The 21,868-nt window shown below is 59.2% G+C and carries 19 protein-coding genes; 6 read left to right on the forward strand and 13 right to left on the reverse strand.

Features of this window, described 5'->3' with window-relative positions; all coding sequences use genetic code 11:
• The first annotated feature begins 10 nt into the window (after nt 1-10).
• Complete coding sequence (locus H8F22_RS11875) at nt 11-2,047, forward strand: LTA synthase family protein (protein ID WP_027923701.1); 2,037 nt, start codon at nt 11-13, stop codon at nt 2,045-2,047.
• A gap of 661 nt (nt 2,048-2,708) precedes the next feature.
• On the opposite strand, the gene H8F22_RS11880 is transcribed toward H8F22_RS11875, so the two are convergent.
• Together H8F22_RS11880 and H8F22_RS11885 are read right to left on the reverse strand one after the other, a co-directional pair.
• On the reverse strand, nt 2,709-2,990 hold the full coding sequence (locus H8F22_RS11880; protein WP_027923699.1) for a hypothetical protein: 282 nt from the start codon (nt 2,988-2,990) through the stop codon (nt 2,709-2,711).
• A gap of 260 nt (nt 2,991-3,250) precedes the next feature.
• The gene (locus H8F22_RS11885; protein ID WP_027923698.1) at nt 3,251-3,490 is read right to left on the reverse strand and encodes a DUF3079 domain-containing protein; all 240 of its coding nucleotides are present in this window, start codon (nt 3,488-3,490) and stop codon (nt 3,251-3,253) included.
• A gap of 157 nt (nt 3,491-3,647) precedes the next feature.
• Between H8F22_RS11885 and H8F22_RS11890 the strand changes: the two genes are divergently transcribed.
• The 5 genes from H8F22_RS11890 (at nt 3,648) to H8F22_RS11910 (ending at nt 7,181) form a co-directional block, all read left to right on the forward strand.
• Nucleotides 3,648-3,986 (forward strand): hypothetical protein, encoded by a 339-nt coding sequence (locus H8F22_RS11890; RefSeq protein ID WP_027923697.1) that lies wholly within the window; start codon nt 3,648-3,650, stop codon nt 3,984-3,986.
• Nucleotides 3,987-4,073: 87 nt separating this feature from the next.
• The gene (locus H8F22_RS11895; protein WP_194940197.1) at nt 4,074-4,604 is read left to right on the forward strand and encodes an iron transporter; all 531 of its coding nucleotides are present in this window, start codon (nt 4,074-4,076) and stop codon (nt 4,602-4,604) included.
• Nucleotides 4,605-4,937 carry a cupredoxin domain-containing protein gene (locus H8F22_RS11900; RefSeq protein WP_194940198.1) on the forward strand — a complete coding sequence of 111 codons (333 nt, stop codon included), beginning with the start codon at nt 4,605-4,607 and terminating at the stop codon, nt 4,935-4,937. It begins immediately after the preceding gene.
• A 22-nt stretch (nt 4,938-4,959) separates the two neighbouring features.
• On the forward strand, nt 4,960-5,814 hold the full coding sequence (locus H8F22_RS11905) for an FTR1 family iron permease (RefSeq protein ID WP_194940199.1): 855 nt from the start codon (nt 4,960-4,962) through the stop codon (nt 5,812-5,814).
• Complete coding sequence (locus H8F22_RS11910) at nt 5,802-7,181, forward strand: 4Fe-4S binding protein (protein WP_194940200.1); 1,380 nt, start codon at nt 5,802-5,804, stop codon at nt 7,179-7,181. The genes H8F22_RS11905 and H8F22_RS11910 overlap by 13 nt, the downstream gene beginning before the upstream one ends.
• A 1-nt stretch (nt 7,182) precedes the next feature.
• Here H8F22_RS11910 and H8F22_RS11915 read toward each other — a convergent pair whose 3' ends face one another.
• The 11 genes from H8F22_RS11915 to H8F22_RS11965 form a co-directional block, all read right to left on the reverse strand.
• Complete coding sequence (locus H8F22_RS11915) at nt 7,183-7,878, reverse strand: anaerobic ribonucleoside-triphosphate reductase activating protein (RefSeq protein WP_032833513.1); 696 nt, start codon at nt 7,876-7,878, stop codon at nt 7,183-7,185.
• Complete coding sequence (gene nrdD / locus H8F22_RS32890) at nt 7,875-8,042, reverse strand: anaerobic ribonucleoside-triphosphate reductase (protein ID WP_017338867.1); 168 nt, start codon at nt 8,040-8,042, stop codon at nt 7,875-7,877. The genes H8F22_RS11915 and nrdD overlap by 4 nt, the downstream gene beginning before the upstream one ends.
• 32 nt (nt 8,043-8,074) lie before the next feature.
• A complete protein-coding gene (locus H8F22_RS11925; protein ID WP_027923691.1) occupies nt 8,075-10,090 on the reverse strand; it encodes a ribonucleoside triphosphate reductase in 2,016 nt (671 codons plus the stop codon).
• A 174-nt stretch (nt 10,091-10,264) separates the two neighbouring features.
• Nucleotides 10,265-11,257, reverse strand: a complete 993-nt coding sequence (moaA, locus tag H8F22_RS11930) for a GTP 3',8-cyclase MoaA (RefSeq protein WP_027923690.1) — start codon at nt 11,255-11,257, stop codon at nt 10,265-10,267.
• A gap of 25 nt (nt 11,258-11,282) precedes the next feature.
• Nucleotides 11,283-12,242, reverse strand: coding sequence for a peptidylprolyl isomerase (locus H8F22_RS11935; RefSeq protein WP_194940201.1), 960 nt, complete (start codon nt 12,240-12,242; stop codon nt 11,283-11,285).
• 10 nt (nt 12,243-12,252) lie between these two features.
• Entirely contained in the window at nt 12,253-12,933 is a 681-nt protein-coding gene (gene narI, locus H8F22_RS11940) for a respiratory nitrate reductase subunit gamma (RefSeq protein WP_017338871.1), read from the reverse strand.
• Nucleotides 12,926-13,681: a nitrate reductase molybdenum cofactor assembly chaperone gene (gene narJ, locus H8F22_RS11945; RefSeq protein WP_027923688.1), complete on the reverse strand. Its 756-nt coding sequence runs from the start codon at nt 13,679-13,681 to the stop codon at nt 12,926-12,928. Before narJ ends, narI begins: the two co-directional genes overlap by 8 nt.
• 2 nt (nt 13,682-13,683) lie before the next feature.
• Nucleotides 13,684-15,222: a nitrate reductase subunit beta gene (gene narH / locus H8F22_RS11950; RefSeq protein WP_010460230.1), complete on the reverse strand. Its 1,539-nt coding sequence runs from the start codon at nt 15,220-15,222 to the stop codon at nt 13,684-13,686.
• A gap of 1 nt (nt 15,223) precedes the next feature.
• Nucleotides 15,224-18,997 carry a nitrate reductase subunit alpha gene (locus H8F22_RS11955; protein WP_194940202.1) on the reverse strand — a complete coding sequence of 1,258 codons (3,774 nt, stop codon included), beginning with the start codon at nt 18,995-18,997 and terminating at the stop codon, nt 15,224-15,226.
• A gap of 69 nt (nt 18,998-19,066) precedes the next feature.
• On the reverse strand, nt 19,067-20,464 hold the full coding sequence (locus H8F22_RS11960; RefSeq protein WP_027923686.1) for a NarK family nitrate/nitrite MFS transporter: 1,398 nt from the start codon (nt 20,462-20,464) through the stop codon (nt 19,067-19,069).
• Nucleotides 20,442-21,746, reverse strand: coding sequence for an MFS transporter (locus H8F22_RS11965; RefSeq protein WP_027923685.1), 1,305 nt, complete (start codon nt 21,744-21,746; stop codon nt 20,442-20,444). The genes H8F22_RS11960 and H8F22_RS11965 overlap by 23 nt, the downstream gene beginning before the upstream one ends.
• Between the last annotated feature and the right edge of the window lie 122 nt (nt 21,747-21,868).

A 21,868-nucleotide genomic window follows, 5' to 3' on the forward strand; every position in this document is an offset into this window, starting at 1 on the left:
GGAAACATCGATGGGCTGGCTGAAATCGAGACGTTTGCATTACTGGCTGGGCGCAACAGCGATCGCGTTTGTGCTGTTTGCACTGCTGCGGGTGGTGTTCTTTTTCGGCTTTTCCGGTTTCGACGCCAAAGCCCTGAGCGACGACAATGCCGTTCTGGAAACTCTGGGCATCGGCTTTCGCTTCGACTTGCGCCTGGCCATTCTGGTCATGCTGCCATTGGCGTTATTGGCCTGGATCCCTCGCTGGAACCTGATCAGTAGCCACCTCGTTCGCTGCATCGCCCGGGGGTATCTGGTCGCCGTTCTCAGCGCCATGCTGCTGATCTACATCGTCGATTTTGGCCATTACGCCTACCTCGGCGTGAGGATCAACGCCACGGTGTTGCGCTTCATCGAGGATGCGCAAATATCCCGTGATATGGTCTGGCAAACCTACCCGGTCATCTGGATTTCATTGGGTTGGCTGGCAACCGTCGCGTTCGTGACACTGGCGCTGATCCGTTTGGAGCGCGTCACGCTGGACCGCCCCCGCAACGTCATTCACCGGCTCTCCGCGGCGTGGGGCAGTGCGTTGATGGTCGTGCTGGTACTGCTGGGTATTTTGGGCCGTGTCGAGCACTTGAACCTTGAAAATCCGGTGCCATTGCGCTGGAGTGATGCGTTCTTCTCGGGCAATAACCAGATCGCCGCATTGGGCCTTAACCCGGTCATTTTCTTCTACGACACCGTCAAAGTCGGCCAGTCGCGCTATGACGAAGCGACAGTACGCGAACTGTATGCGGTCATGACTAACTATCTGGGCGTTGATAAACCCGATCCACAGGCCCTTGACTTTGTCCGTCACCAGGCACCACAACCCTACAAAGTAGCGGGCTCGCGGCCACCGAACGTGGTGTTCGTGATGCTTGAGTCGCTGGGCACCAGCGCTGTCGGGGCCTATGGCAACCCGATTAATCCGACGCCCAATATCGATCGCCTGGCCACGCAGAGCTGGTTCTTCAAGCACTTCTATGTGCCGGTGACAGGGACCGCAAAAACCGTCTGGGCCAGCATCAGCGGGGTACCTGACGTTACTCGCCAGGATACCGCGACGCGTCATCCACTGATCACCAACCAAAACACGCTGGTCAATGCCTTCACCGGCTACGAGAAGATCTACACCATTGGTGGCAACGCCGGTTGGGCCAACATGAATGCCTTGATCAAGCAAAGTATCGACGGCGTTCGCCTGTACGACGAGCGAGACTGGAAATCCCCAGTGGTGGATGTCTGGGGCATTTCGGATCTGGACCTGTTCAAAGAGACCGACCAGATCCTGCAAACGCTGCCCAAGGACAAACCGTTCTTCGCCTACGTACAAACAGCCGGCAACCATCGCCCCTTCACGATTCCAAAGAGCAACGACGGATTCGAGGTCAAGCACCCTACTCTGGAGCAAGTCCAGGCCGCCGGTTCGCGCAGTGTCGAACAATACAACGCCGTGCGTTTGCTGGACTTCAACATCGGACGCTTGATGGAAATTGCCAAGGCCGGCGGCTGGTACGAAAACACTATTTTCGTGCTGTTTGGCGACCACAACACCCGCATCGCCCAGATCCCTTTCCTGCCACCGGCCTACGAGCAACTGGGTCTGGAAAGCAACGCAGTGCCGATGATCATCCACGCGCCCGCCCTGATCGGGACGCGCAAGGTCGAGGAAGCCGTCGGCCTGGTGGACTTACTGCCAACGGTGGCCGGTATGGCCGGCCTTGAATTTCGCAACAGCGGCATGGGACGTGATATTCAGCAACCTGCACCCGAAGGCGAACGCGTGGTGCCATTGGTGTTGCGCGAAGGCACGTTCCCGCTGATTGCCGGCGTGACTCAACATTACTTGCTACAGATGGAACACGACGGCAGCTCGCCAACTCTCCATGACCTCGCCTCACCGACGCCGCTGGACAACGTCGCCGAGCAACACCCCGAAGAGTTCAAGCGATTGTCAGAGTTGACCCGCGCCATGCATGAAACCTCACGGTTGATGCTGTACCAGAACGTGCGGAAATAACGCCGGGATTTTTGCCAACCATGGGAAGGTGTGTTCTTGCTGGAGGTGCGGTAATCCCGGAATCCGGGATTACCCACGATGCAGGAGTTACGGGCTGACTTAACGATTCAAGAATGAATATAAAGCCCGCCCGCAGGGGTGATGCCGCGCTGCCAGGATGATTGCAATGATGTTGCGCGACAGAACTTGGCGATCTTGTAAAAGAGCTAGATCGTTAGCTCTTTGTTGAGGTTGCTCATCACAAATGTATAAGCGTCTGGTGATGTGAAAAAAGAGTGCCACGCATAGGGTGCTCTGAAGTAAGTGTGATTCCCCGACCGCCAGATAACGACGACATGTCCCGCGAGACTTGCGCCGGCAGCCGCTAACTGAAACGTCCTCATAATCGCTTCTTGCGAGTGGTTAGACTGACTGCCGAATGAAGCATCCAGTGGGAAAATTATCATGTTTTGCCCACCCTGACGCACATGAGCGATGAGGTACTTTGCCATCTCCTTCTCCTTGAGATTACTACCGTTACTGTCCACCCTCGTGCATTCGAGGGCGTGGGCCCGCTAACGCTTCGAGTACGATCGCCCATTGATATAGATGATGAAAAAACATGATTCCAACAACCCGCTGAAGGCGCGTCAGAACGCCCCCCCCGAGTGACGACCCACTATCAGAACCGGACATTGTATTTATTGCTGGCAACATTAAATGTCGCCATAACTCTTACAGCATTATCACCGAAAAATTTCCGAACAACACCGTCATACACACAGAGCACAACACCTTCACCCGGCACATATGAACTACCATTATTCACCAGCGCCAAGTTGTACACATCATAACTATGCGCAATATCCGGCATGAGCTTATCGCAAATAGCAAAATGATCAGGCTCGCCAGCAATTACCATGACAGGGGAAAGCAGGGCCAGCAGAAAGAGTAACTTTTTCACTTTTGCTTCGCCTTTAGTGTATTAACTACCAATGGCGCCGGATGGTAATTTGAGCCTGATTAGCTGTCAATATGCGATATCTGCTAGCTTTTTTGCGGCATCAGGTTTCATCAAATACAAATTCTGATTGTTTGAACACTGGGAAATCAATAATTAATCCGACATACCAACTAGGTTAATACCGACTTTTTAATCGTCAGAATCATTGAAGCCTCTTAACGACACAGGGGAATAAATGGCTGTCCCTCATACAATTAAGCCTATTCGCTCTGACTGCCAGTCCAGGTGTCCGCTACATCATCTGTCGGCTTGTCAGTAGTGATGAGCTTCTCGATGCCCCAGTCACCAGGCACATGCCAATCCTCGCCGAAAAGTTCGGCCGGGTGCATCGTTCGGTCGGAACCATTTCCACAGGCCAAGGACTTCGCCGGACAATAACGGTCGCACCCCCAACAGATCCGTTCGGGGTGCTTGGGGTTGATGGGGAAGTTCTTGGCCATGCCGATCTCCGTTCATTGGGAGGCTTTATTCCAACCTACAGACGTTACGCAAAGCCAGCCTTGATACACATCAAGAATCGACATCGGGTGACTGCGCTCACCTCCTTCGCAATCCCGGGGCTAAGCTAATGCTTTAATAGAATTGGAGACGTCTCTCATGCTCAATAAAAATCCTTTCCCAAGCGGCCTATCAACTTGGGACGATCAAGATGCCGCAACATCTCTCGATGACAAAGCGTTTACCGCTCCGCCCGCCTTGACCAACGCCGAACTGGTTCATCTGCGTGTCCGAGTGATTGCCCTGGAAAACCTGGTCATCGCCCTGCTGGCCGATGGATCGGAACACCAACTCGCCGTCGCGCGGGAGATGGCCACCTACATTTCCCCCAGACCCGGTTTTACCCAGCATCCGCTGACCATTCACGCAGCCGAACAGATGACCCACAGCGTCGAGCGCGCCCAGCGATTTCGCCAGCGTGATGAGCCGTCGATTTAATTGCTCGAAACTTGATAGTAATCATTATTGTTCGCAGCAAAGCTTCCTAGACTCCGGCTCCTACTCGCCAATGCCCAGGAAGACATCATGCGCATCCCCTGTTCGCTGTCGCTTGCCCTGCTTATGCTTACACCGCTGGCTCATGCCAAGGAATACCCAATCGGTGAACCACAGTCGTGCCCCGGGTTGGAAGTCGGGGCGGTGTACTTGCAGCCGATCGAGATGGAGCCTGCCGGGATGATGCGGGCCACCGCAGATTCCGATGTGCATCTGGAAGCCGACATTCGCGCCATGGCGGACAATCGACAGGGCTTTCAGGAAGGTAGTTTTGTGCCCTACCTCAACGTTTCTTTCAGCCTGAAAAAACACAGCAGCGAGCCCGAGATCAAAGGCGATTTCCACGCCATGGTGGCCAACGACGGGCCGCACTATGGCGACAATGTAAAGCTGCTTGGCCCCGGTAAATATCAGCTGACGTTCACCATTCTGCCACCCGGCGGGCATGGCTCCCTCGGGCGCCACACCGATAAAGAAACCGGTGTCGCCCCCTGGTTCGAACGCTGCGAACTGCACTACGAATTCATCTACGCCGGCATCGGCAAAAAAGGCGGCTATTGAATGAAGCGCCTGCACATTGCCTGGCTGACCCTCGCCGGAGCCGTCGTGCCATTGACCGTTTATGCCCAGTTACCCAGTTACGAGCTGAGCCTTCGCGATGGCCACTTCACGCTGGCCTTGCTGGAGGTGCCGGCCGGACAGCCCTTCAAGATTGTTCTGAAGAACGTCGGCCAAGGTCCGGCCGAGTTCGAGAGCACGCCGTTGCGGGTTGAAAAAGTCCTGTCGCCGGGCGTGACCACCTTCGTGGTGATTCACCCCCTGAGGCCCGGTCACTACCCCTTTTTCGACGAGTTCAATCCGCAATTGCCCGAGGGCGGCATCCTCGCGAAATAACCTGTTGGCGCACGGAGCTTTCATGAATCAATCAATGTTCATCGTCTGGCGCGAAAGCGTCGAGGCGCTGCTGGTGATCAGCATTCTCCAGGCCTGGGCCAGCCAGCAAGGCCAACGTCATCGGCTGGTCAAATACCTGTGGGCGGGTGTGGTGCTGGGGTTGATGCTCTCGGGTCTGCTGGCAGTGTTGATTCTGTTTGCCGGCGAGGCCATGAGCGGGTCGGCCAGTGAATGGTTCCAGGCCGCACTCGCGCTGGCTGCCAGCCTGTTGATCGTGCAGATGGTGGGTTGGATGCACCGTCACGGGCGCACCCTCAACCACGATTTGCGACGACACGCCGATAGCCACCTGGCCCGGCAAGGTGGCGCAGGTCTGTTACTGCTGGCCATGCTCGCGATCTGCCGCGAAGGCAGCGAAACGGTGGTCTTTCTCTATGGCGCTGGGGCTCGGCTGCGAGGTCCGCAACTCGGTTTTTTTGCCGTCGCCGGCATTTTGGGACTGGTGCTGTCGGTGCTGACCATTACGCAGCTGCACTGCAGTCGCCGATTCATTTCATGGCAACGGTTCTTTGCCCTCAGCGAAGTCATCTTGCTCATGCTCGGTGCGGCGTTGCTGGTCAGCGGCACTGAGCGAATCGGCGGCCAACTGCTCGCCCTGGATTTGCCAGACGTGGTTTACAGCCTCGTTGGCGAAGCGCTGTGGGACAGCAGCACGTTGCTGAGCGACAGCCATGGATTGGGTGGCTTTCTTGCAGGTTTCGCCGGTTATCGGGCAAGTCCCAGTGGCCTGACCGTGTTGGCATGGATCGGTTATTGGCTGGCCGTCGGCGGCTGGCTACGGCAACGCACTGCGGAAAACCTGCCATGCCCGACCTGAGCCGGCACAATCGATGGCTCCAGCGTCTGGGTGATGGAATGCGTCGCCACGCACCTGTCATCCGTGGGGTGCAGTGGGCTGTTGTCGCGTTTTACGCAGTGCTGTTGGCGACCCCGGCGTTGTTGCCGCTGCCGGACAGCCAGGCACGGATACTCGACAACCTGACCTTGCTCGCGCAGTTTCTATTCTGGGGGATCTGGTGGCCGTTCGTGCTGCTGTCGATGGTGTTCTTCGGCCGACTCTGGTGTGGCGTTCTGTGCCCGGAAGGTTCGCTCAGCGAATGGGCCAGCCATTACGGTAAAGGCCTGGGTGTGCCGCGCTGGTTGCGCTGGGGCGGCTGGCCAACATTGGCGTTCTGCCTGACGACCCTCTACGGCCAATTGATCAGCGTCTATGACTACGCCCAGGCCGCGCTGTTGATTCTTGGCGGCTCGACTGTGGCAGCGGTCATCGTCGGCTTGCTGTTCGCCCGGGGCAAACGGGTCTGGTGCCGTTATCTGTGTCCGGTCAGCGGCGTCTTCGCCCTGCTCGCCCGGCTGGCCCCTGTGCACTTTCAGGTCGATGAACAACGCTGGATTGAAAATTCCGCACCGCGCCTGCCGCCACCCAATTGCGCGCCCCTGCTTGATATCCGCCGCCTGCAAGGCGCCAGTGATTGCCACGCCTGCGGACGCTGCAGCGGGCAACGCGGTGCCGTGCAACTGATCGCCCGCTCCAGCAATCAGGAGATTCTTCACGTGACAGCGCAAACCCTGTCCCCCTGGGACGCCCGCTTGCTGCTGTTTGGCGTGATCGGCTTGGCCATGGGTGCGTTTCAGTGGACGGTCAGCCCAGGGTTTGTCGCCCTCAAACAATACCTGGCCCAGTGGCTGGTCGAACACGATCAGCTCTGGGCTCTGCAGGACAACGCTCCCTGGTGGCTGCTGACCCATTACCCGCAGCTCAACGACAGCTTCAGCTGGCTCGACGGTTTCAGCATCGTCGCTTACCTGAGTTTGAGTTCGCTGGCTCTTGGCACCGGGTTGATGATCCTACTGCGCCTGACCGCCCGTCTGGCGCAGGATCGCGCGCTGTATTTGCCCCTGGCACTGACACTGACGCCCCTGGGTGGTGCAGGATTGTTTCTCGGACTGTCGGCGACAACGGTGAAACTGCTGCGCTATGAAGGTTTGCTGCTGGAGTGGGTGCAACCGGCCCGGGCCGCTTTGCTAATAGCTGCGATGGCTTGGAGCCTGCTGCTGGGTTGGAAACGGCTGGACCGCGAAGGTCTTTCCCTGGCGCGGTCCGCGTCTGGCAGTCTGTGCCTGTCACTGGCCATCGGCATGGTGGGATGTGGCTGGTGGTTGCAATTCTGGGGCTGGGCCTAAGTTATCCCCGCAACACAAACGCCGGAAACAACTCGCGCATGGCCTCCCACAACTCTGGCAGCAGCTCTTGTGCCGAAACGCTCGCCAGCAACGGGTCGAACATCCGCTCGGTGCGAACCAGTTGCACGGCGAAACGCTTGACGCCGAGTTCGCTCAAACGCTGCGCGAGGACCAGTAACCGCGCCGGCTCGAACAGATGCCAGTGCACGGTGGTACGACATTCATAATCGACACCACTGGCCAGCAGATGATCAAGACTGCGCCAATTGGCGGTTCCGCTGCCTTCGACCCGGGTGATCGCCTGGCAATCCTCGGGCAGCGCCTTCACATCGAAGCCGACCCAATCAGCGCCAGGCAATGCCTTGGCGAACGCAGCCGGCTTGATACCGGCACTGTGCAAACCAATGCGAAACCCCATCGCCCGCACCTCGTCCATGGCGCCGAGCAAGCCGTCCTGCAGGGTCGGCTCACCGCCGCTGAACACCACGGCATCGAGCAGGTCCTGACGCCGTTGCAGAAACGCCAGCACCCGCCGCCAATCCACTTCGTCTGTGCCACGAGGCGGGATCAACTGCGGGTTATGGCAGTAACGACAACGCCAGGCGCACCCCTGGCAAAACAGCACGCAGGCGAGCTGTCCCGGATAGTCGATAGTGGTCAGGGGCACCATGCCCCCGACCCGGAGCGTTCGACTCATTGGCGCCCGGCCAGCGCCGCGCTTTCAGTGAAGTGCACCCGCTCACGGTGCTCCGACTGTTTACCCGGATTGAACGCCGACACAGGACGGTGATAGCCCATCACCCGGGTCCAGACTTCGCAGCGTTGACGTTGAGCCTGGGGCAGTGTTTGCGATGCAGTCATGGTGAAGCTCCTTGCGGTTGAGTGGATCGAAATCAATGAACGGTGCCGAGCTTCTGTTCTTGCAGCAGCAAGACCTCGTCGCATTTGGGGCAGAACTCATGCTCGCCATCGAGGTAGCCGTGCACCGGGCAGATGGAGAACGTCGGGGTCACGGTCAGGTACGGCAGGCGGAAGCGGCCAAGGGCTTTGCGCACCAGTTGCTTGCACGCCTCGGTCGAGGAAATCCGCTCGGCCATGTACAGATGCAAGACGGTGCCGCCGGTGTATTTGCATTGCAGTTCGTCTTGAAGCTCCAGGGCCTCAAAGGGATCTTCGGTGTAGCCCACGGGGAGTTGGGAAGAGTTGGTGTAATACGGCGCTTGCACGCTGCCAGCCTGGAGAATGCCGGGGTAACGCTTGAGGTCTTCCTTGGCGAAGCGGTAAGTCGTGCCCTCGGCCGGCGTCGCTTCCAGGTTGTACATATGGCCGGTTTCCTCTTGGAAACGCAGCAACGTGGCGCGCACATGATCGAGCATGTTCAGGGCAAACTGCCGGCCATGCTCGGTGTGCATGCCCTCCTCGTCGCCGGTGAAATTGCGCAGCATTTCATGCATGCCGTTGAGGCCGATGGTCGAGAAATGGTTGCGCAGGGTTCCGAGGTAGCGCTTGGTGTACGGGTACAAACCGGCATCCATGTGGTGCTGAATCACCTTGCGCTTGACCTCCAGGCTTTCCATCGCCAGTTCCATCAGTGTGTCCAGGCGCTGCAATAATCCACTGGTGTCACCCTTGAACACATAGCCCAGCCGTGCGCAGTTGATGGTGACAACGCCGAGCGATCCGGTCTGTTCCGCTGAGCCGAACAAGCCGCCGCCACGCTTGAGCAACTCGCGCACATCCAGCTGCAAACGGCAGCACATTGAACGCACCTGATTGGGTTGCAGGTCAGAATTGAGGAAGTTCTGGAAATACGGCAGGCCGTACCGCGCGGTCATCTCGAACAGACGATCGGCGTTTTCACTGTCCCACGGAAAGTCATGGGTGATGTTGTAGGTCGGGATCGGAAAGGTGAACACCCGCCCTTTCGCGTCGCCGGCCTGCATCACTTCGATGTAAGCGCGGTTGAGCAGCTCCATTTCGGCTTGCAGGTCACCATAGGCAAACGGCATTTCTTCACCGCCGATGACGGGTATTTGCTCACGCAAATCCTGGGGGCACACCCAGTCGAAGGTCAGGTTGGTAAATGGCGTCTGCGTGCCCCAGCGTGACGGTACATTGAGGTTGTAGATGAACTCCTGGATCGCCTGGCGAACTTCCTGAAAACTCAATTGATCCTTGCGCACATAGGGCGCCAGATAGGTGTCGAACGAGCTGAACGCCTGGGCGCCGGCCCATTCGTTTTGCAGGGTGCCGAGAAAATTCACCATCTGCCCCAAGGCACTGCTCAAGTGCTTTGGCGGACCGGCTTCAACACGCCCCGGCACACCGTTGAGCCCTTCGTGCAACAGGGTGCGCAGCGACCAGCCGGCGCAGTAACCGGCGAGCATGTCGAGGTCGTGCACATGCAAATCCGCCTCGCGGTGGGCCTGGCCTATGGCCTCGCTGTACACCTCGTCCAGCCAGTAGTTGGCAGTGACCTTGCCCGACACATTCAACACCAGACCGCCCAGTGAATACCCCTGATTGGCGTTGGCCTGGACCCGCCAGTCTTCACGGTCCAGGTATTCGTTCATCGAAGTCGCCACCTCGACCATGGTCCGGCGGTCGCGGCGCAAGCGCCCGTGCTGTTCGCGGTAGACGATGTAGGCGCGCATGGCGAGGAAAAAACCGGCGTCCATCAACACCCGTTCAACACGGTCCTGGATTTGCTCGACATGGAGTCTTGGCAAACCTTCGAGCCTGGCCAATACCGCGTTCAGCAAGCCTTCAACCTCAACCTCGCCGTACTCCCCCGTCGCCTTGCCGGCGGCGATCAATGCCTGACGGATTTTGTCGGCATCGAAGGCGACCTGACTGCCATCGCGTTTGTGCAAGCGGTTACATCCTACTGCGATCAGCGTGCTCTGCATTTGGCCTCCAGATACTACATATAGATGTTTACTGACAACAAAACACAACATGCAGTGAAGACTACGGACAAAGCGCTGATCTGCAATTGATCGACATCAAGATTTTCCGGTGATTCTGTGACAAGCCCGCTCCCACATTGGGTTTTCGGTGTTTTAGGAACCGTGCAGGGCAATTCAACCGCCACTCATGTTCATGAACCGTACAATCTGCACCTCCCCGTCGGGGCTGAAATCGTGGCGCAACGGCTTGCCGCGCAAGGCCTTCTGCACGGCATTGATCACGGGCTGATCATCCAGCGGATAACGCCGCAGCAATCCTCTTAAATCCAGGGCATCGTCCTGCCCCAAACACAGCAACAGCTTCCCTTCAACGGTCATCCGTACCCGGTTGCAGCTGCCGCAGAAGTTGTGGCTGTTGGGTGAAATGAAGCCGATCCGGGTCTCGGGATGGCGTTCCAGACGCACATAGCGTGCCGGTCCGCCGCTGTTTTCGGTGCTGTCGAGTAACCGATGCTGGCTGGCGATCAGCGACCGAACCTCGTCGCTGGAACAAAACGATTCACCCCGGGAACGCCCGACATCGCCCAAGGGCATTTCCTCGATGAAACTGATATCGATGCGCTGGTCGATGGCGTACTGCACCAACGCCGGGACTTCATCAACGTTGCGGCCCTTCATCACCACGCAGTTGAGTTTGATCCGCTCGAACCCCGCGTCCCGTGCTGCCTCAATGCCGTTGAGCACTTGATCGAGATCGCCAATGCGGGTGATCGCGCGAAACTTCTGCCCGTCCAGGCTATCGAGGCTGATGTTCATCCGCTTCACCCCGGCATCGACCAACGGCCGGGCCAGACGGCCCAGCTGCGAGCCGTTGCTGGTCATCACCAGTTCGCGCAAACCGGGCAACGCGGCGATGTTGCGACAAAGTTCGACAATGCCCGGACGAATCAGCGGCTCGCCGCCGGTCAGGCGAATCTTGCGTACACCCAGGCCAACGAACAGCGTTGCCAAACGCTGCAACTCTTCAAGGGTGAGCACCTGCTGACGCGGCAGGAAGGTCATGTTTTTCGCCATGCAATACACACAGCGAAAATCACAGCGGTCCGTCACCGACATCCGCAGATAATCAATCTGCCGTCCAAAACCATCCTGCATTACAGCGTTCATCACATCTCCCGGTTTGCCCCGATGCTCACTGCACCAGCGGTGAGTCGGCGCCCTGCAAATGGATACCGCGAATATCCGCCGCACCGATCAGGGTTTGCAGGTATTGCACCAGGGCTTTTTGCCAGACGCCTTGCTGCAACTGCGTGCGGATCGCCGTCGACACCACTTCATAGGGCAACGGCATGCCTTCGATCCGCTGATCGACACTGACGACATGCCAGCCGTAGCGACTTTCCAGCGGTTTGCTGGCCAGGCCCGGTGCCAGAGTGAACAACTGACGTTCCAGTTCAGGCACGGTTTGGCCCTTACTGATCTGCCCCAAAGAACCACCCTGAGCCTTCGACGGGCAGGCCGAATATTTCACCGCCAGTTCGGCGAAAGTGCCGGGGAATTCATCCAGACGTTGCAGCAGGATTTCCGCCTGAACATGCGCAAGGCTGCGCGCCTCGACATCGTCCGGCGCACATTCGAGCAGGATGTGCCGCACCGCCAGCAACGGAGCACTGTGGAAGCGCCCGCGATTGTTTTCGTAGTAACGCAGACTCGACTCCTCGTCGCACTGCGGCACTTTCACCTCACGTTCGAGCAACAAGCAAGTGGCCGCTTCTTCTTCGTTCTCGCCAGCACCGATCTCCAACGACACGCCGAGCTCAGCAATGCGTTGCTGCAACAACTCGCGGATCACCAGCGCCCGGGCGGCCAGATACACCGCCTCCTCACGGCTTTCGGCCGGGTGATATTGCAGCTCCTGGGCCATCGCTTCCGGCGTGATCGACACCTCGTTGACGCTGATGATCGGCCACTCCTGTTCACTGCTGGCGATCAACTGCGCCGGGGCGTCATCGGCCCCTGCGGGCTCAACCGGCAGCGCTTCGAACTGCGCCTCTGCGACCGGCGCCATGTCGAGAACGGCCTCCGCTTTTTTTGAAGAACCGCAGCCACCGCTGCCCCCATTACCGCCACCACATCCGCATCCACCTGACATGATTGTCTCCTCAGTACTTCTGACGAACGATTTGATAACGACGCCCCAGGTACCAGATCGGTGCGCTGATCATGTGTACGAGACGGGTGAAGGGGAACAGCACAAACAGAGTCAAACCGAGAAACACATGCAGCTTGTAGATCAGCCCGACCGGCGCGATGGCCGCCGCTGCTTCCACCGGACGCAACAACACGGTGTTCTGCGCCCAATCGGCGAGCATCACCATCACCGAGCCGTCCATGTGCGCGGTGGACGCAACGATCGTCAGCAGCCCCAGCAGCAACTGCGCCAGCAGCACCAGCAGAATCAGAATGTCCGAGGGGCTGGACGTGGCGCGGACCCGTGGATCGGTCAGCCGCCGATTGACCAGCATCAGCAAGCCAATCAGGCACAACAGACCAAAGAAGCCACCGGACACCATCGCCAGCAACTGCTTGTTCTCAGTGCTGATCACGTGGTGATAAACCGACGCCGGGGTCAGCAGGCCGACAAAGTGTCCGGCCAGTACGAACAACACACCGATGTGGAAGAAGTTGCTCGCCACGCGCATGCCGCGCTGATTGAGCATCTGGCTCGAGCCGGCCTTCCAGGTGTACTGCGACAGATCGAAGCGCGCCCAGCTGCCAATCAGACAAATCGCCAGGGCGACGTAGGGATAGACCCCGAACAACAACAGGTTCCATTTAGACATTGCCTACCTCCTCGGCCGGCACGACGGCCAACCCTTCATGCTGAAAATCCACCCAGTGCAACGGCACCGCGCTTTCTTCCCGGGCCTTGCCCGGTGCGCTTGGCAGTCCACTGCAACGGTCCTGCTGTTCGGCCTGGAGAAAGTCCACGGCCTCCTCTTCCCAGATCTTGTCGAGGGCTTCCAGGGAGTCGTCGCGCGGCTCCGCCGCGACCTGCTCGCGCAGGTCGGCGACCGCTTGATGCGGCTCGGCCCCGGCGATTTGCAGCAGCGCGCGGAAGCAGCTGGCATAGGCACTTTCGCGCTCTTCCAGACGCGCCGCGAGCAAGGCCAGCAAGTGCGACACATCCGCCAGGCCCTCGCGGGCCTCGATGTCTTCGCGGGTGGACAGGAACTCCAGGTACAGCGGGATGTAATCGGGCAGCTCTTTGACACCGATGGCAAACCCGGCTTCTTCGTATTGCGCCATCATGTCGACCATCGCCTGGCCACGGTCGCGGGATTCGCCATGCACATGCTCGAACAAGAGCAGCGACAGCGAGCGACCTCGACCGAACAGCGCACCGTAGTGCTCCTGCCCATCCATCAGGTCATTGGCGCAGATCAACTCCAACAATTCGAACAACGCGCCGCGTTGCTTGGGGCTGATTTCCCGTGACTGGATGATCGCTTGCTCGAGTTCGTCGCGACCGCCAATCAGTGTCTCGGTCGGGTAATCGAGCAGCAGCGAAATCACTTTGAGAATTTGCATGCTCATTCCTCCCACAACTGGACGGTTTTCAGGATGTCGCGGCGGTTGGCTTTCTTCGCACCGAACATGTTGGTGTCGGAACTGCCGCTGCAGCCGCTGCCAAAGCTGAAACCGCAACCGGAGCGCTCGGCAAAGGCGTCACTCATCGCGTCTTCACGGTGGGCGCTCGGTACCACGAAACGGTCTTCGTAGTTGGCGATCGCCAGGTAGCGATACATCTCTTCGACCTGGGCCACGCTCAGGCCGACATCCGCCAGCACCTGCAGGTCCTGCACGCCGTCGACTTGCTCGGAACGTTTGTAGGCGCGCATCGCCAGCAAGCGTTTAAGCGCACGCTTGACCGGTTTTTCATCACCCGCCGTCAGCAAGTTCGCCAGGTACTTCAGGGGAATACGCAGGCTGTCGACATCCGGGATCACCCCGTTCATGCCGACGGTGCCGGCGGTCGCGGCGTTCTGGATCGGCGACAGCGGTGGTACGTACCAAACCATCGGCAAGGTGCGGTATTCCGGGTGCAGCGGCAGAGCGAGTTTCCAGTCCACGGCCATTTTGTAGACTGGCGAACGCTGAGCGGAATCGATCACCGATTGCGGTACGCCATCGGCCAGGGCCTGACGAATCACTGCCGGATCGTTCGGATCGAGGAATATCTCCAGTTGTTTCTCGTACAGGTCCTGCTCATTGGCGGTGCTCGCCACTTCGCTGATGCGGTCGGCGTCATACAGCAGCACGCCGAGGTAGCGGATGCGCCCGACGCAGGTTTCCGCGCAAACGGTCGGCATCCCCGCTTCGATACGCGGGTAGCAGAAGATGCATTTCTCGGACTTACCGCTTTTCCAGTTGAAATAGATCTTCTTGTACGGGCAGCCGCTGATGCACATCCGCCAGCCCCGGCATTTTTCCTGGTCGATCAGGACGATGCCGTCTTCTTCTCGCTTGTAGATCGCACCGCTCGGGCACGACGCCGCGCACGTCGGGTTGAGGCAGTGCTCGCACAAACGCGGCAAATACATCATGAACGTGTTTTCGTACTCGCCGTAAATGTCCGCCTGAATCTTGTCGAAGTTCTTGTCCTTGCGACGTTTGGCGAATTCGGTGCCGAGGATTTCTTCCCAGTTCGGACCCCACTCGATTTTTTCCATGCGCTTGCCGGAGATCAGCGAACGCGGACGCGCGGTGGGCTGATGCTCGCCCAGTGGCGCGGTGTGCAAGTGCTGGTAATCGAAGTCGAACGGCTCGTAGTAGTCGTCGAGGCTCGGCAGGTCCGGGTTGGCGAAAATGTTTGCCAGCACGCGGAATTTACCGCCAATACGCGGGTTGATCGTGCCGTTGGCATTGCGGATCCAGCCGCCCTTCCACTTGTCCTGGTTTTCCCATTCTTTCGGGTAGCCGATCCCGGGTTTCGATTCGACGTTGTTGAACCAGGCGTATTCCATGCCTTCGCGGCTGGTCCAGACGTTTTTGCAGGTGATCGAACAGGTGTGGCAACCGATGCATTTGTCCAGGTTCAGAACCATGCCGATTTGTGAGCGAATCTTCATCTCAGTTCTCCTCGATATCGGTCGGCAGGGGACGCGGCAGGTCATCGCCGGATGAACCATCGAGCCAGTCGACTTTGGACATTTTGCGTACCACGACGAATTCGTCGCGGTTGCAACCGACGGTGCCGTAATAGTTGAAACCGTAGGCCTGCTGGGCATAGCCGCCGATCATGTGGGTCGGCTTGAGCACAACGCGGGTGACCGAGTTGTGGTGCCCGCCACGGGTCTTGGTGGTTTCCGAACCGGGCACGTTCACGATCCGTTCCTGTGCGTGATACATCATCACCATGCCGTCCTTGACGCGCTGGCTGACCACCGCCCGGGCGGTCAGCGCACCGTTGACGTTGAAGCACTCGATCCAGTCGTTGTCTTCAATGCCGGCGCGTTTCGCGTCGTTTTCCGAGAGCCAGACAATCGGCCCACCGCGGCTGAGGGTCAGCATCAGCAGGTTGTCGCTGTAGGTGCTGTGAATGCCCCATTTCTGGTGCGGGGTAATCCAGTTCAGGACGATTTCGATCTCGCCGTTGCTGCGCTTGCCTTTCACCCCTTCGATGGTGCGGGTGTTGACCGGCGGGCGATAACTCATCAGTTGCTCGCCGAACGCCTGCATCCACGGGTGATCCTGGTAGAACTGCTGGCGACCGGTGATGGTGCGCCATGGGATCCCTTCGTGAACGTTGGTGTAGCCGGCGTTGTAGCTGACGTGATCGTCTTCGAGGCCCGACCAGGTCGGGCTGGAAATGATCTTGCGCGGCTGTGCCTGAATGTCGCGAAAACGAATCGCCTCGTGGGCCTTGGACAGCGCCAGGTGGCTGTGGTCGATGCCGGTGAATTCCGACAGCGCGGCCCAGGCCTTGACCGCCACCTGGCCGTTGGTTTCCGGCGCCAGGGACAGAATCACTTCAGCCGCATCGATGGCCGTGTCGATTTTTGGCCGACCCTGGCTGATACCGGCATCGCCTTCTTTGTGATTGAGTTCACCGAGGAATTTCACTTCGTCGTCGGTGTTCCAGTTGATGCCTTTGCCGCCGTTGCCGTTTTTCTCCAGCAATGGCCCGAGGGACGAGAACTGTTTGTAGATGTTCGGGTAGTCACGCTCCACCACGTGCAGATTCGGTGCGTTTTTGCCCGGCACCGGTGCCACGCCGTCGCTTTTCCAGTCGGTGCCGCCAAACGGTTGGGCCAGTTCGCCGACGCTGTCGTGCATCAGCGGGATGGTCACCAGATCCTTTTCAACGCCCAGGTGCCCTTCGGACATGCTGGAAAATGCCTTGGCGATGCCTTTGTAGATTTCCCAGTCGGAACGCGATTCCCACGCCGGGTCGATCGCTGCCGACAACGGGTGAATGAACGGGTGCATGTCCGAGGTGTTCATGTCGTCTTTTTCGTACCAGGTTGCGGTCGGCAACACGATGTCGGAATAGACGCAGGTCGAAGACATGCGGAAGTCCAGCGTAGTGACCAGATCAAGCTTGCCGATGGCGCCCTCGTCCACCCATTCGGCTTCTTCGGGTTTGCAATCGCCGACCTGGCCGATGTCTTCGTTCATCACCCCGTTCTTGGTGCCCAGCAGGTACTTGAGCATGTACTCGTGGCCCTTGCCCGAGGAGCCCAGCAGGTTGGAACGCCAGATGAACATGTTGCGCGGGAAGTTGACCGGGCTGTCCGGCTGCTCGCAGGAGAAGCGCAGCGAACCGTCCTGCAACGACTTGACCACGTAGTCTTTCGGTTCCATGCCGGCCGCCGCCGCGTCACGGCAAATGTGCAAAGGGTTGGTGTTGAGTTGCGGTGCGCTGGGCAACCAGCCGGCGCGTTCGGCGCGGATGTTGTAGTCCAGGGCGTGCTCGGGGAATTTTGATTTATCGGCCAATGGCGAGAGCACGTCGTGCATGCTCATTTTCTCGTGACGCCATTGCGAGCTGTGGGCGTAGAAGAAGCTGGTGCCGTTCATTTGGCGAGGCGGACGGTTCCAGTCCAGGCCGAATGCCAGTGGCAGCCAGCCGCATTGCGGACGCAGTTTTTCCTGGCCGACGTAGTGCGCCCAACCGCCACCGGTCTGGCCGACACACCCGCAGAGCATGAGCATGTTGATCAGCCCGCGGTAGTTCATGTCCATGTGGTACCAGTGATTCATCGCCGCGCCGACAATGATCATCGAGCGCCCCTTGGTCTTGTCGGCGTTGTCGGCAAACTCACGGGCGATCTGGATGGCCTTCTCGCGGCTGACGCCGGTGATCTGCTCCTGCCACGCCGGGGTGCCGGGCACCGAGGCGTCGTCGTAATCCTTGGCCACATTTTCGCCGCCGAGGCCGCGATCGATGGCCAGGTTGGCGGCCGACAGGTCGAACACGGTGGCGACCTTGGCCACACTGCCGTCTGCCAACACCACGCTGTGTACCGGCACGCGGCGGTATTGCACGGCATCGCCGGCCACGTGCTGGAAGTGCTCGTGGGACTCGCCGGCAAAATACGGGAACGCCACTTCGGCGACGTCATCGCCAATCAGACTCAGTTTCAGATCGATCTCACGGCCTTCGCCACCTTCACGGAGAAGGATGTTCCACTTGCCCTTCTCGCCCCAGCGATAACCGATGGAACCCTGAGGCGAAACCAGTTCGCCGCTGACGTCGAGGGCGATGGTTTTCCATTCCGGGTTGTTTTCCTGGCCGAGGTTGTCGGTCAGGTCGCTGGCGCGCAGGAAACGGTCCGGCTGGTAACCGGCGCCCGGTGCCTTGTCGACCATTTGCTTGAGCAGCACCAGCACCGGCAAATCGGTGAAGCGCTTGGCGTAGTCAGTGAAATAAGCGCTCGGTTTGTCCAGGTGGAATTCTTTGAAGATCACATGGTTGAACGCCTGCGCCAGCGCCGCGTCAGTGCCTTGCTTAGGGTTCAGCCACAGGTCGGTGAGCTTGGCGACTTCCGAGTAATCCGGGGTGATCGCGACCGTCTTGGTGCCCTTGTAGCGGACTTCGGTAAAGAAGTGCGCGTCCGGGGTTCGGGTCTGCGGGACGTTGGAGCCCCAGGCGATGATGTAGTTGGAGTTGTACCAGTCGGCCGATTCCGGCACGTCGGTCTGCTCGCCCCAGACCATCGGCGAGGCCGGCGGCAAGTCGCAGTACCAGTCATAGAAACTCAGGCAGGCACCACCGATCAGCGACAAATAACGCGAGCCTGCGGCATAGCTGACCATCGACATGGCCGGGATCGGCGAGAAGCCGACGATCCGGTCCGGGCCGTATTGCTTGATCGTATAGACGTTGGCCGCGGCAATGATCTCGTTGACTTCCTCCCAGTTGGAGCGGATGAAGCCACCCATGCCACGCTTGCTTTTATAGGAGTCGGCCTTGGCCTTGTCCTCGACGATGCTGGCCCAGGCTTCCACTGGCGCCATGGTCTGCCGCGCATCGCGCCAGAGCTTGAGCAATGGCTTGCGGATTTTCGGGTACTTGAGCCGGTTGGCGCTGTAGATGTACCAGCTGTAACTGGCACCACGCGGACAGCCACGGGGCTCATGGTTCGGCAGATCGTTACGGGTACGCGGGTAGTCGGTCTGCTGGGTTTCCCAGGTGATCAGGCCGTTCTTGACGTAGATTTTCCACGAGCAGGAACCGGTGCAGTTCACCCCGTGGGTGGAACGCACGATCTTGTCGTACTGCCAGCGCGAACGGTAGACGTTCTCCCAGTCACGCGACTCTTTGCGGGTCTCGCCATGACCGTCGGAAAACTCGTTTTGCTTGCGGTCGAAAAACCGCAATTGATCCAGTAAATGACTCACGGTGTAGTCCTCTCAGGCTTTGTCGCGGGGTCTGTGCCCCGCCCACGCAATGGTTGGATTCGGCTCGACTCAGCAGGGTGTCGCGGCGCCTTTGCGCGCGTACCACCACCACGTCACCACGATGCAGCTCAGGTAAAAGCCGACGAACATGTAGAAGGCCATCTCCGGGCCGCCGGTCAGGGCCATCGAAGTGCCGAAGGATTTGGGAATGAAGAACGCGCCGAAGGCGCCCATGGCCGAACTGAAGCCCAGGACGGCGGCTGACTCTTTGCCGGCATTTTTCAGCGCTTGTTCGCGCACGGCGGCTGATTTTCCGGCCGAGGCTTTTTCATGCTGGGTGCGGAAGATCACCGGGATCATGCGGAAGGTGGAGCCATTGCCGACGCCGGTGGTGATAAACAGCAGCATGAACAGGCCGAGGAAGCCGTAGAAGTTGCCGCCCTGGCCACTTTCGGGAAGAAAGTGCAGAACACCGAAGACCATCACGATCATCAGCACGAAGTTCCACAAGGTCACCTTCGCACCGCCGAGCTTGTCCGCCAGCCAGCCGCCCAATGGCCGTACCAGCGCCCCCACCAACGGACCGAGGAAGGCGAATTTCAAGGCAATCACGTCGGGAAAGGAGGTTTTGATCAGCAGCGGAAACGCGGCGGAAAAGCCAATGAACGAACCGAAAGTCGCCAGGTACAACCAGCACATCAGCCAGTTGTGTTTGCGTTTGAAGATCACCGCCTGTTCGCTGAACGAGGCCCGGGCACTGGACAGATCATTCATGCCAAACCAGGCCAGCACGGTCACCAGGACAATAAACGGCACCCAGATGAAGCCGGCGTTCTGCAACCACAACTGGCCACCGTCCGGCAGTGCTTGCGGCGAGCCGCCCATGAAACTGAACACACCGAAGGTAATCACCAGTGGCACACAGAACTGCATCACCGAGACGCCCAGGTTACCCAGCCCCGCGTTGAGGCCAAGGGCCGTGCCCTGCTGCGACTTGGGGTAGAAGAAACTGATGTTGGACATGCTCGACGCGAAGTTGCCGCCACCAAAACCGCAGAGCAACGCAATCAACACGAACACGCTGTAGGAGGTGCTCGGGTCCTGCACGGCGAAGCCCATCCAGATCGATGGCAGCAACAGCGACGCGGTGCTCAGGGCGGTCCAGCGACGGCCACCGAAGATCGGCACCATAAAGGAATAGAAGACCCGCAAGGTCGCCCCGGACAGCCCCGGCAACGCCGCCAGCCAGAACAGCTGGTCGGTGGTGAAGGAGAAACCGATGGCGTTCAAACGCACGATCACCGTGCTCCAGACCATCCACACCGCAAAGGCCAGCAGCAGCGCAGGAATGGAAATCCACAAGTTGCGCGTGGCGGTCTGTTTACCGCTACTTCCCCAGAACGCGGGGTCCTCGGGGCGCCAGTCATGAATGACCGGGCCTTTGTCAGGCTTTTGCAGAACGGACATGTTCTTCTCCTAGGGCAAGGCTGGAAATCGGGGAAGGTGCAAGCAGCGGCGCTTTACCCAGCACCGGGCTTTTGCGTATTTCGCTGAAGTACATCCAGGTGAGGGAGACCCAGACCACGCCGTACATCAACATGAAGCAGGAAGAGCGCACGCCGGTGAGGTCCACCAGGGCGCCGAACAGGATTGGCAACACGAAGCCGCCCAGGCCACCGGCGAGGCCGACGATGCCGGACACCGCGCCCATGTTTTTCGGGTAGTCATTGGCGATGTATTTGAAGACCGAGGCCTTGCCGAACGCGAAGGCGATGCCCATGACGAACAGCAGTACGGTGAACAGCGCGGGGTTGAGGCCGATGTGAAAATCCACCGGGCCGTTGATCGTTTGTACTTGCAGTTGGGTCTGGGGATACGAGAGCAGGAACAGGCAGATCCAGCTGATCCACAACACCCACCAGGTCACGCTTTGCGCACCCCAGCGATCCGACATCCAGCCACCGACCGCACGCAGCACGCCTCCGGGCAGGGAAAAACAGGCCGCCAGCAGCGCCGCGCTTTGCAGGCTGAAACCGTATTCCTGCACGTAGTATTTGGTCATCCACAGTGCGAGGGCGACGTAGCCACCGAAGACGATCGAGTAGTACTGGCAGTAGCGCCACACGGCCGGGTCCTTCAGCGAACTCAATTGCTCACGCAACGTGGCGCCCGAAGCGCTGCGGTGGTTTTTGTTCTCGGCGCTGAGGAACCAGAACAACAGCGCGGTGATAAATAGAATGGCGCTGAAAACTTTCGGCACCAACTGCCAACTGCCGGCAGCGATCAATGCCGGGGCCAGAAACTTGGTCACCGCGGCTCCGGCGTTACCGGCGCCGAAGATGCCCATGGCGAAGCCCTGATTCTCCTTGTCGAACCATTTGGCGACGTAGGCAATCCCCACCGAGAACGAGCCGCCGGCCAGGCCGACGAACAAGCCCAGCACCAGGAACTGCCAATAGGCGGTGGCGTGACTGATCAGGTACAGCGGCGCCACGCAGGCCAGCATCAGCAGGAAGAACACGCTGCGCCCACCAAAGCGGTCGGTCAGCAGCCCCAGTGGCAGACGCACCAGCGAACCGGTCAGCACCGGCGTCGCGGCCAGCAGGCCGAACTGGGTTTCGTTGAGCTGGAGAAGGTCCTTGATCGGCACCCCGAGCACGGCAAACATCATCCAGACCATGAAGCAGACAGTGAAGGCCAATGTGCTCATGCCCAGCACCAGGCCTTGTCGTACACGGGGTTCGGTCACAATGCTCTCCAGTCAGTTAGCCATGGCGGCAGACTAGAGAGGCCAACCCCGCAAAAACTTGACCTGCATCAACGAAGCCCATGGGGGCATAGGCCTATGCTTGCGGGGTCTACCTCTAAGGA

This window comes from Pseudomonas mucoides (genome assembly GCF_015461845.1).
GTDB lineage: Bacteria > Pseudomonadota > Gammaproteobacteria > Pseudomonadales > Pseudomonadaceae > Aquipseudomonas > Aquipseudomonas mucoides.

Coding starts and splice junctions, on each gene's coding strand:
- H8F22_RS11910 (WP_194940200.1), top strand. CDS start 5,802: ATGCCCGACCTGAGCCGGCACAATCGATGGCTCCAGCGTCTGGGTGAT.
- H8F22_RS11875 (WP_027923701.1), top strand. CDS start 11: ATGGGCTGGCTGAAATCGAGACGTTTGCATTACTGGCTGGGCGCAACA.
- H8F22_RS11890 (WP_027923697.1), top strand. CDS start 3,648: ATGCTCAATAAAAATCCTTTCCCAAGCGGCCTATCAACTTGGGACGAT.
- H8F22_RS11925 (WP_027923691.1), bottom strand. CDS start 10,090: ATGCAGAGCACGCTGATCGCAGTAGGATGTAACCGCTTGCACAAACGC.
- moaA (WP_027923690.1), bottom strand. CDS start 11,257: ATGAACGCTGTAATGCAGGATGGTTTTGGACGGCAGATTGATTATCTG.
- narJ (WP_027923688.1), bottom strand. CDS start 13,681: ATGCAAATTCTCAAAGTGATTTCGCTGCTGCTCGATTACCCGACCGAG.
- narH (WP_010460230.1), bottom strand. CDS start 15,222: ATGAAGATTCGCTCACAAATCGGCATGGTTCTGAACCTGGACAAATGC.
- H8F22_RS11900 (WP_194940198.1), top strand. CDS start 4,605: ATGAAGCGCCTGCACATTGCCTGGCTGACCCTCGCCGGAGCCGTCGTG.
- H8F22_RS11915 (WP_032833513.1), bottom strand. CDS start 7,878: ATGAGTCGAACGCTCCGGGTCGGGGGCATGGTGCCCCTGACCACTATC.
- H8F22_RS11895 (WP_194940197.1), top strand. CDS start 4,074: ATGCGCATCCCCTGTTCGCTGTCGCTTGCCCTGCTTATGCTTACACCG.
- H8F22_RS11905 (WP_194940199.1), top strand. CDS start 4,960: ATGAATCAATCAATGTTCATCGTCTGGCGCGAAAGCGTCGAGGCGCTG.
- H8F22_RS11885 (WP_027923698.1), bottom strand. CDS start 3,490: ATGGCCAAGAACTTCCCCATCAACCCCAAGCACCCCGAACGGATCTGT.
- H8F22_RS11960 (WP_027923686.1), bottom strand. CDS start 20,464: ATGTCCGTTCTGCAAAAGCCTGACAAAGGCCCGGTCATTCATGACTGG.
- narI (WP_017338871.1), bottom strand. CDS start 12,933: ATGTCTAAATGGAACCTGTTGTTGTTCGGGGTCTATCCCTACGTCGCC.
- H8F22_RS11935 (WP_194940201.1), bottom strand. CDS start 12,242: ATGTCAGGTGGATGCGGATGTGGTGGCGGTAATGGGGGCAGCGGTGGC.
- nrdD (WP_017338867.1), bottom strand. CDS start 8,042: ATGACTGCATCGCAAACACTGCCCCAGGCTCAACGTCAACGCTGCGAA.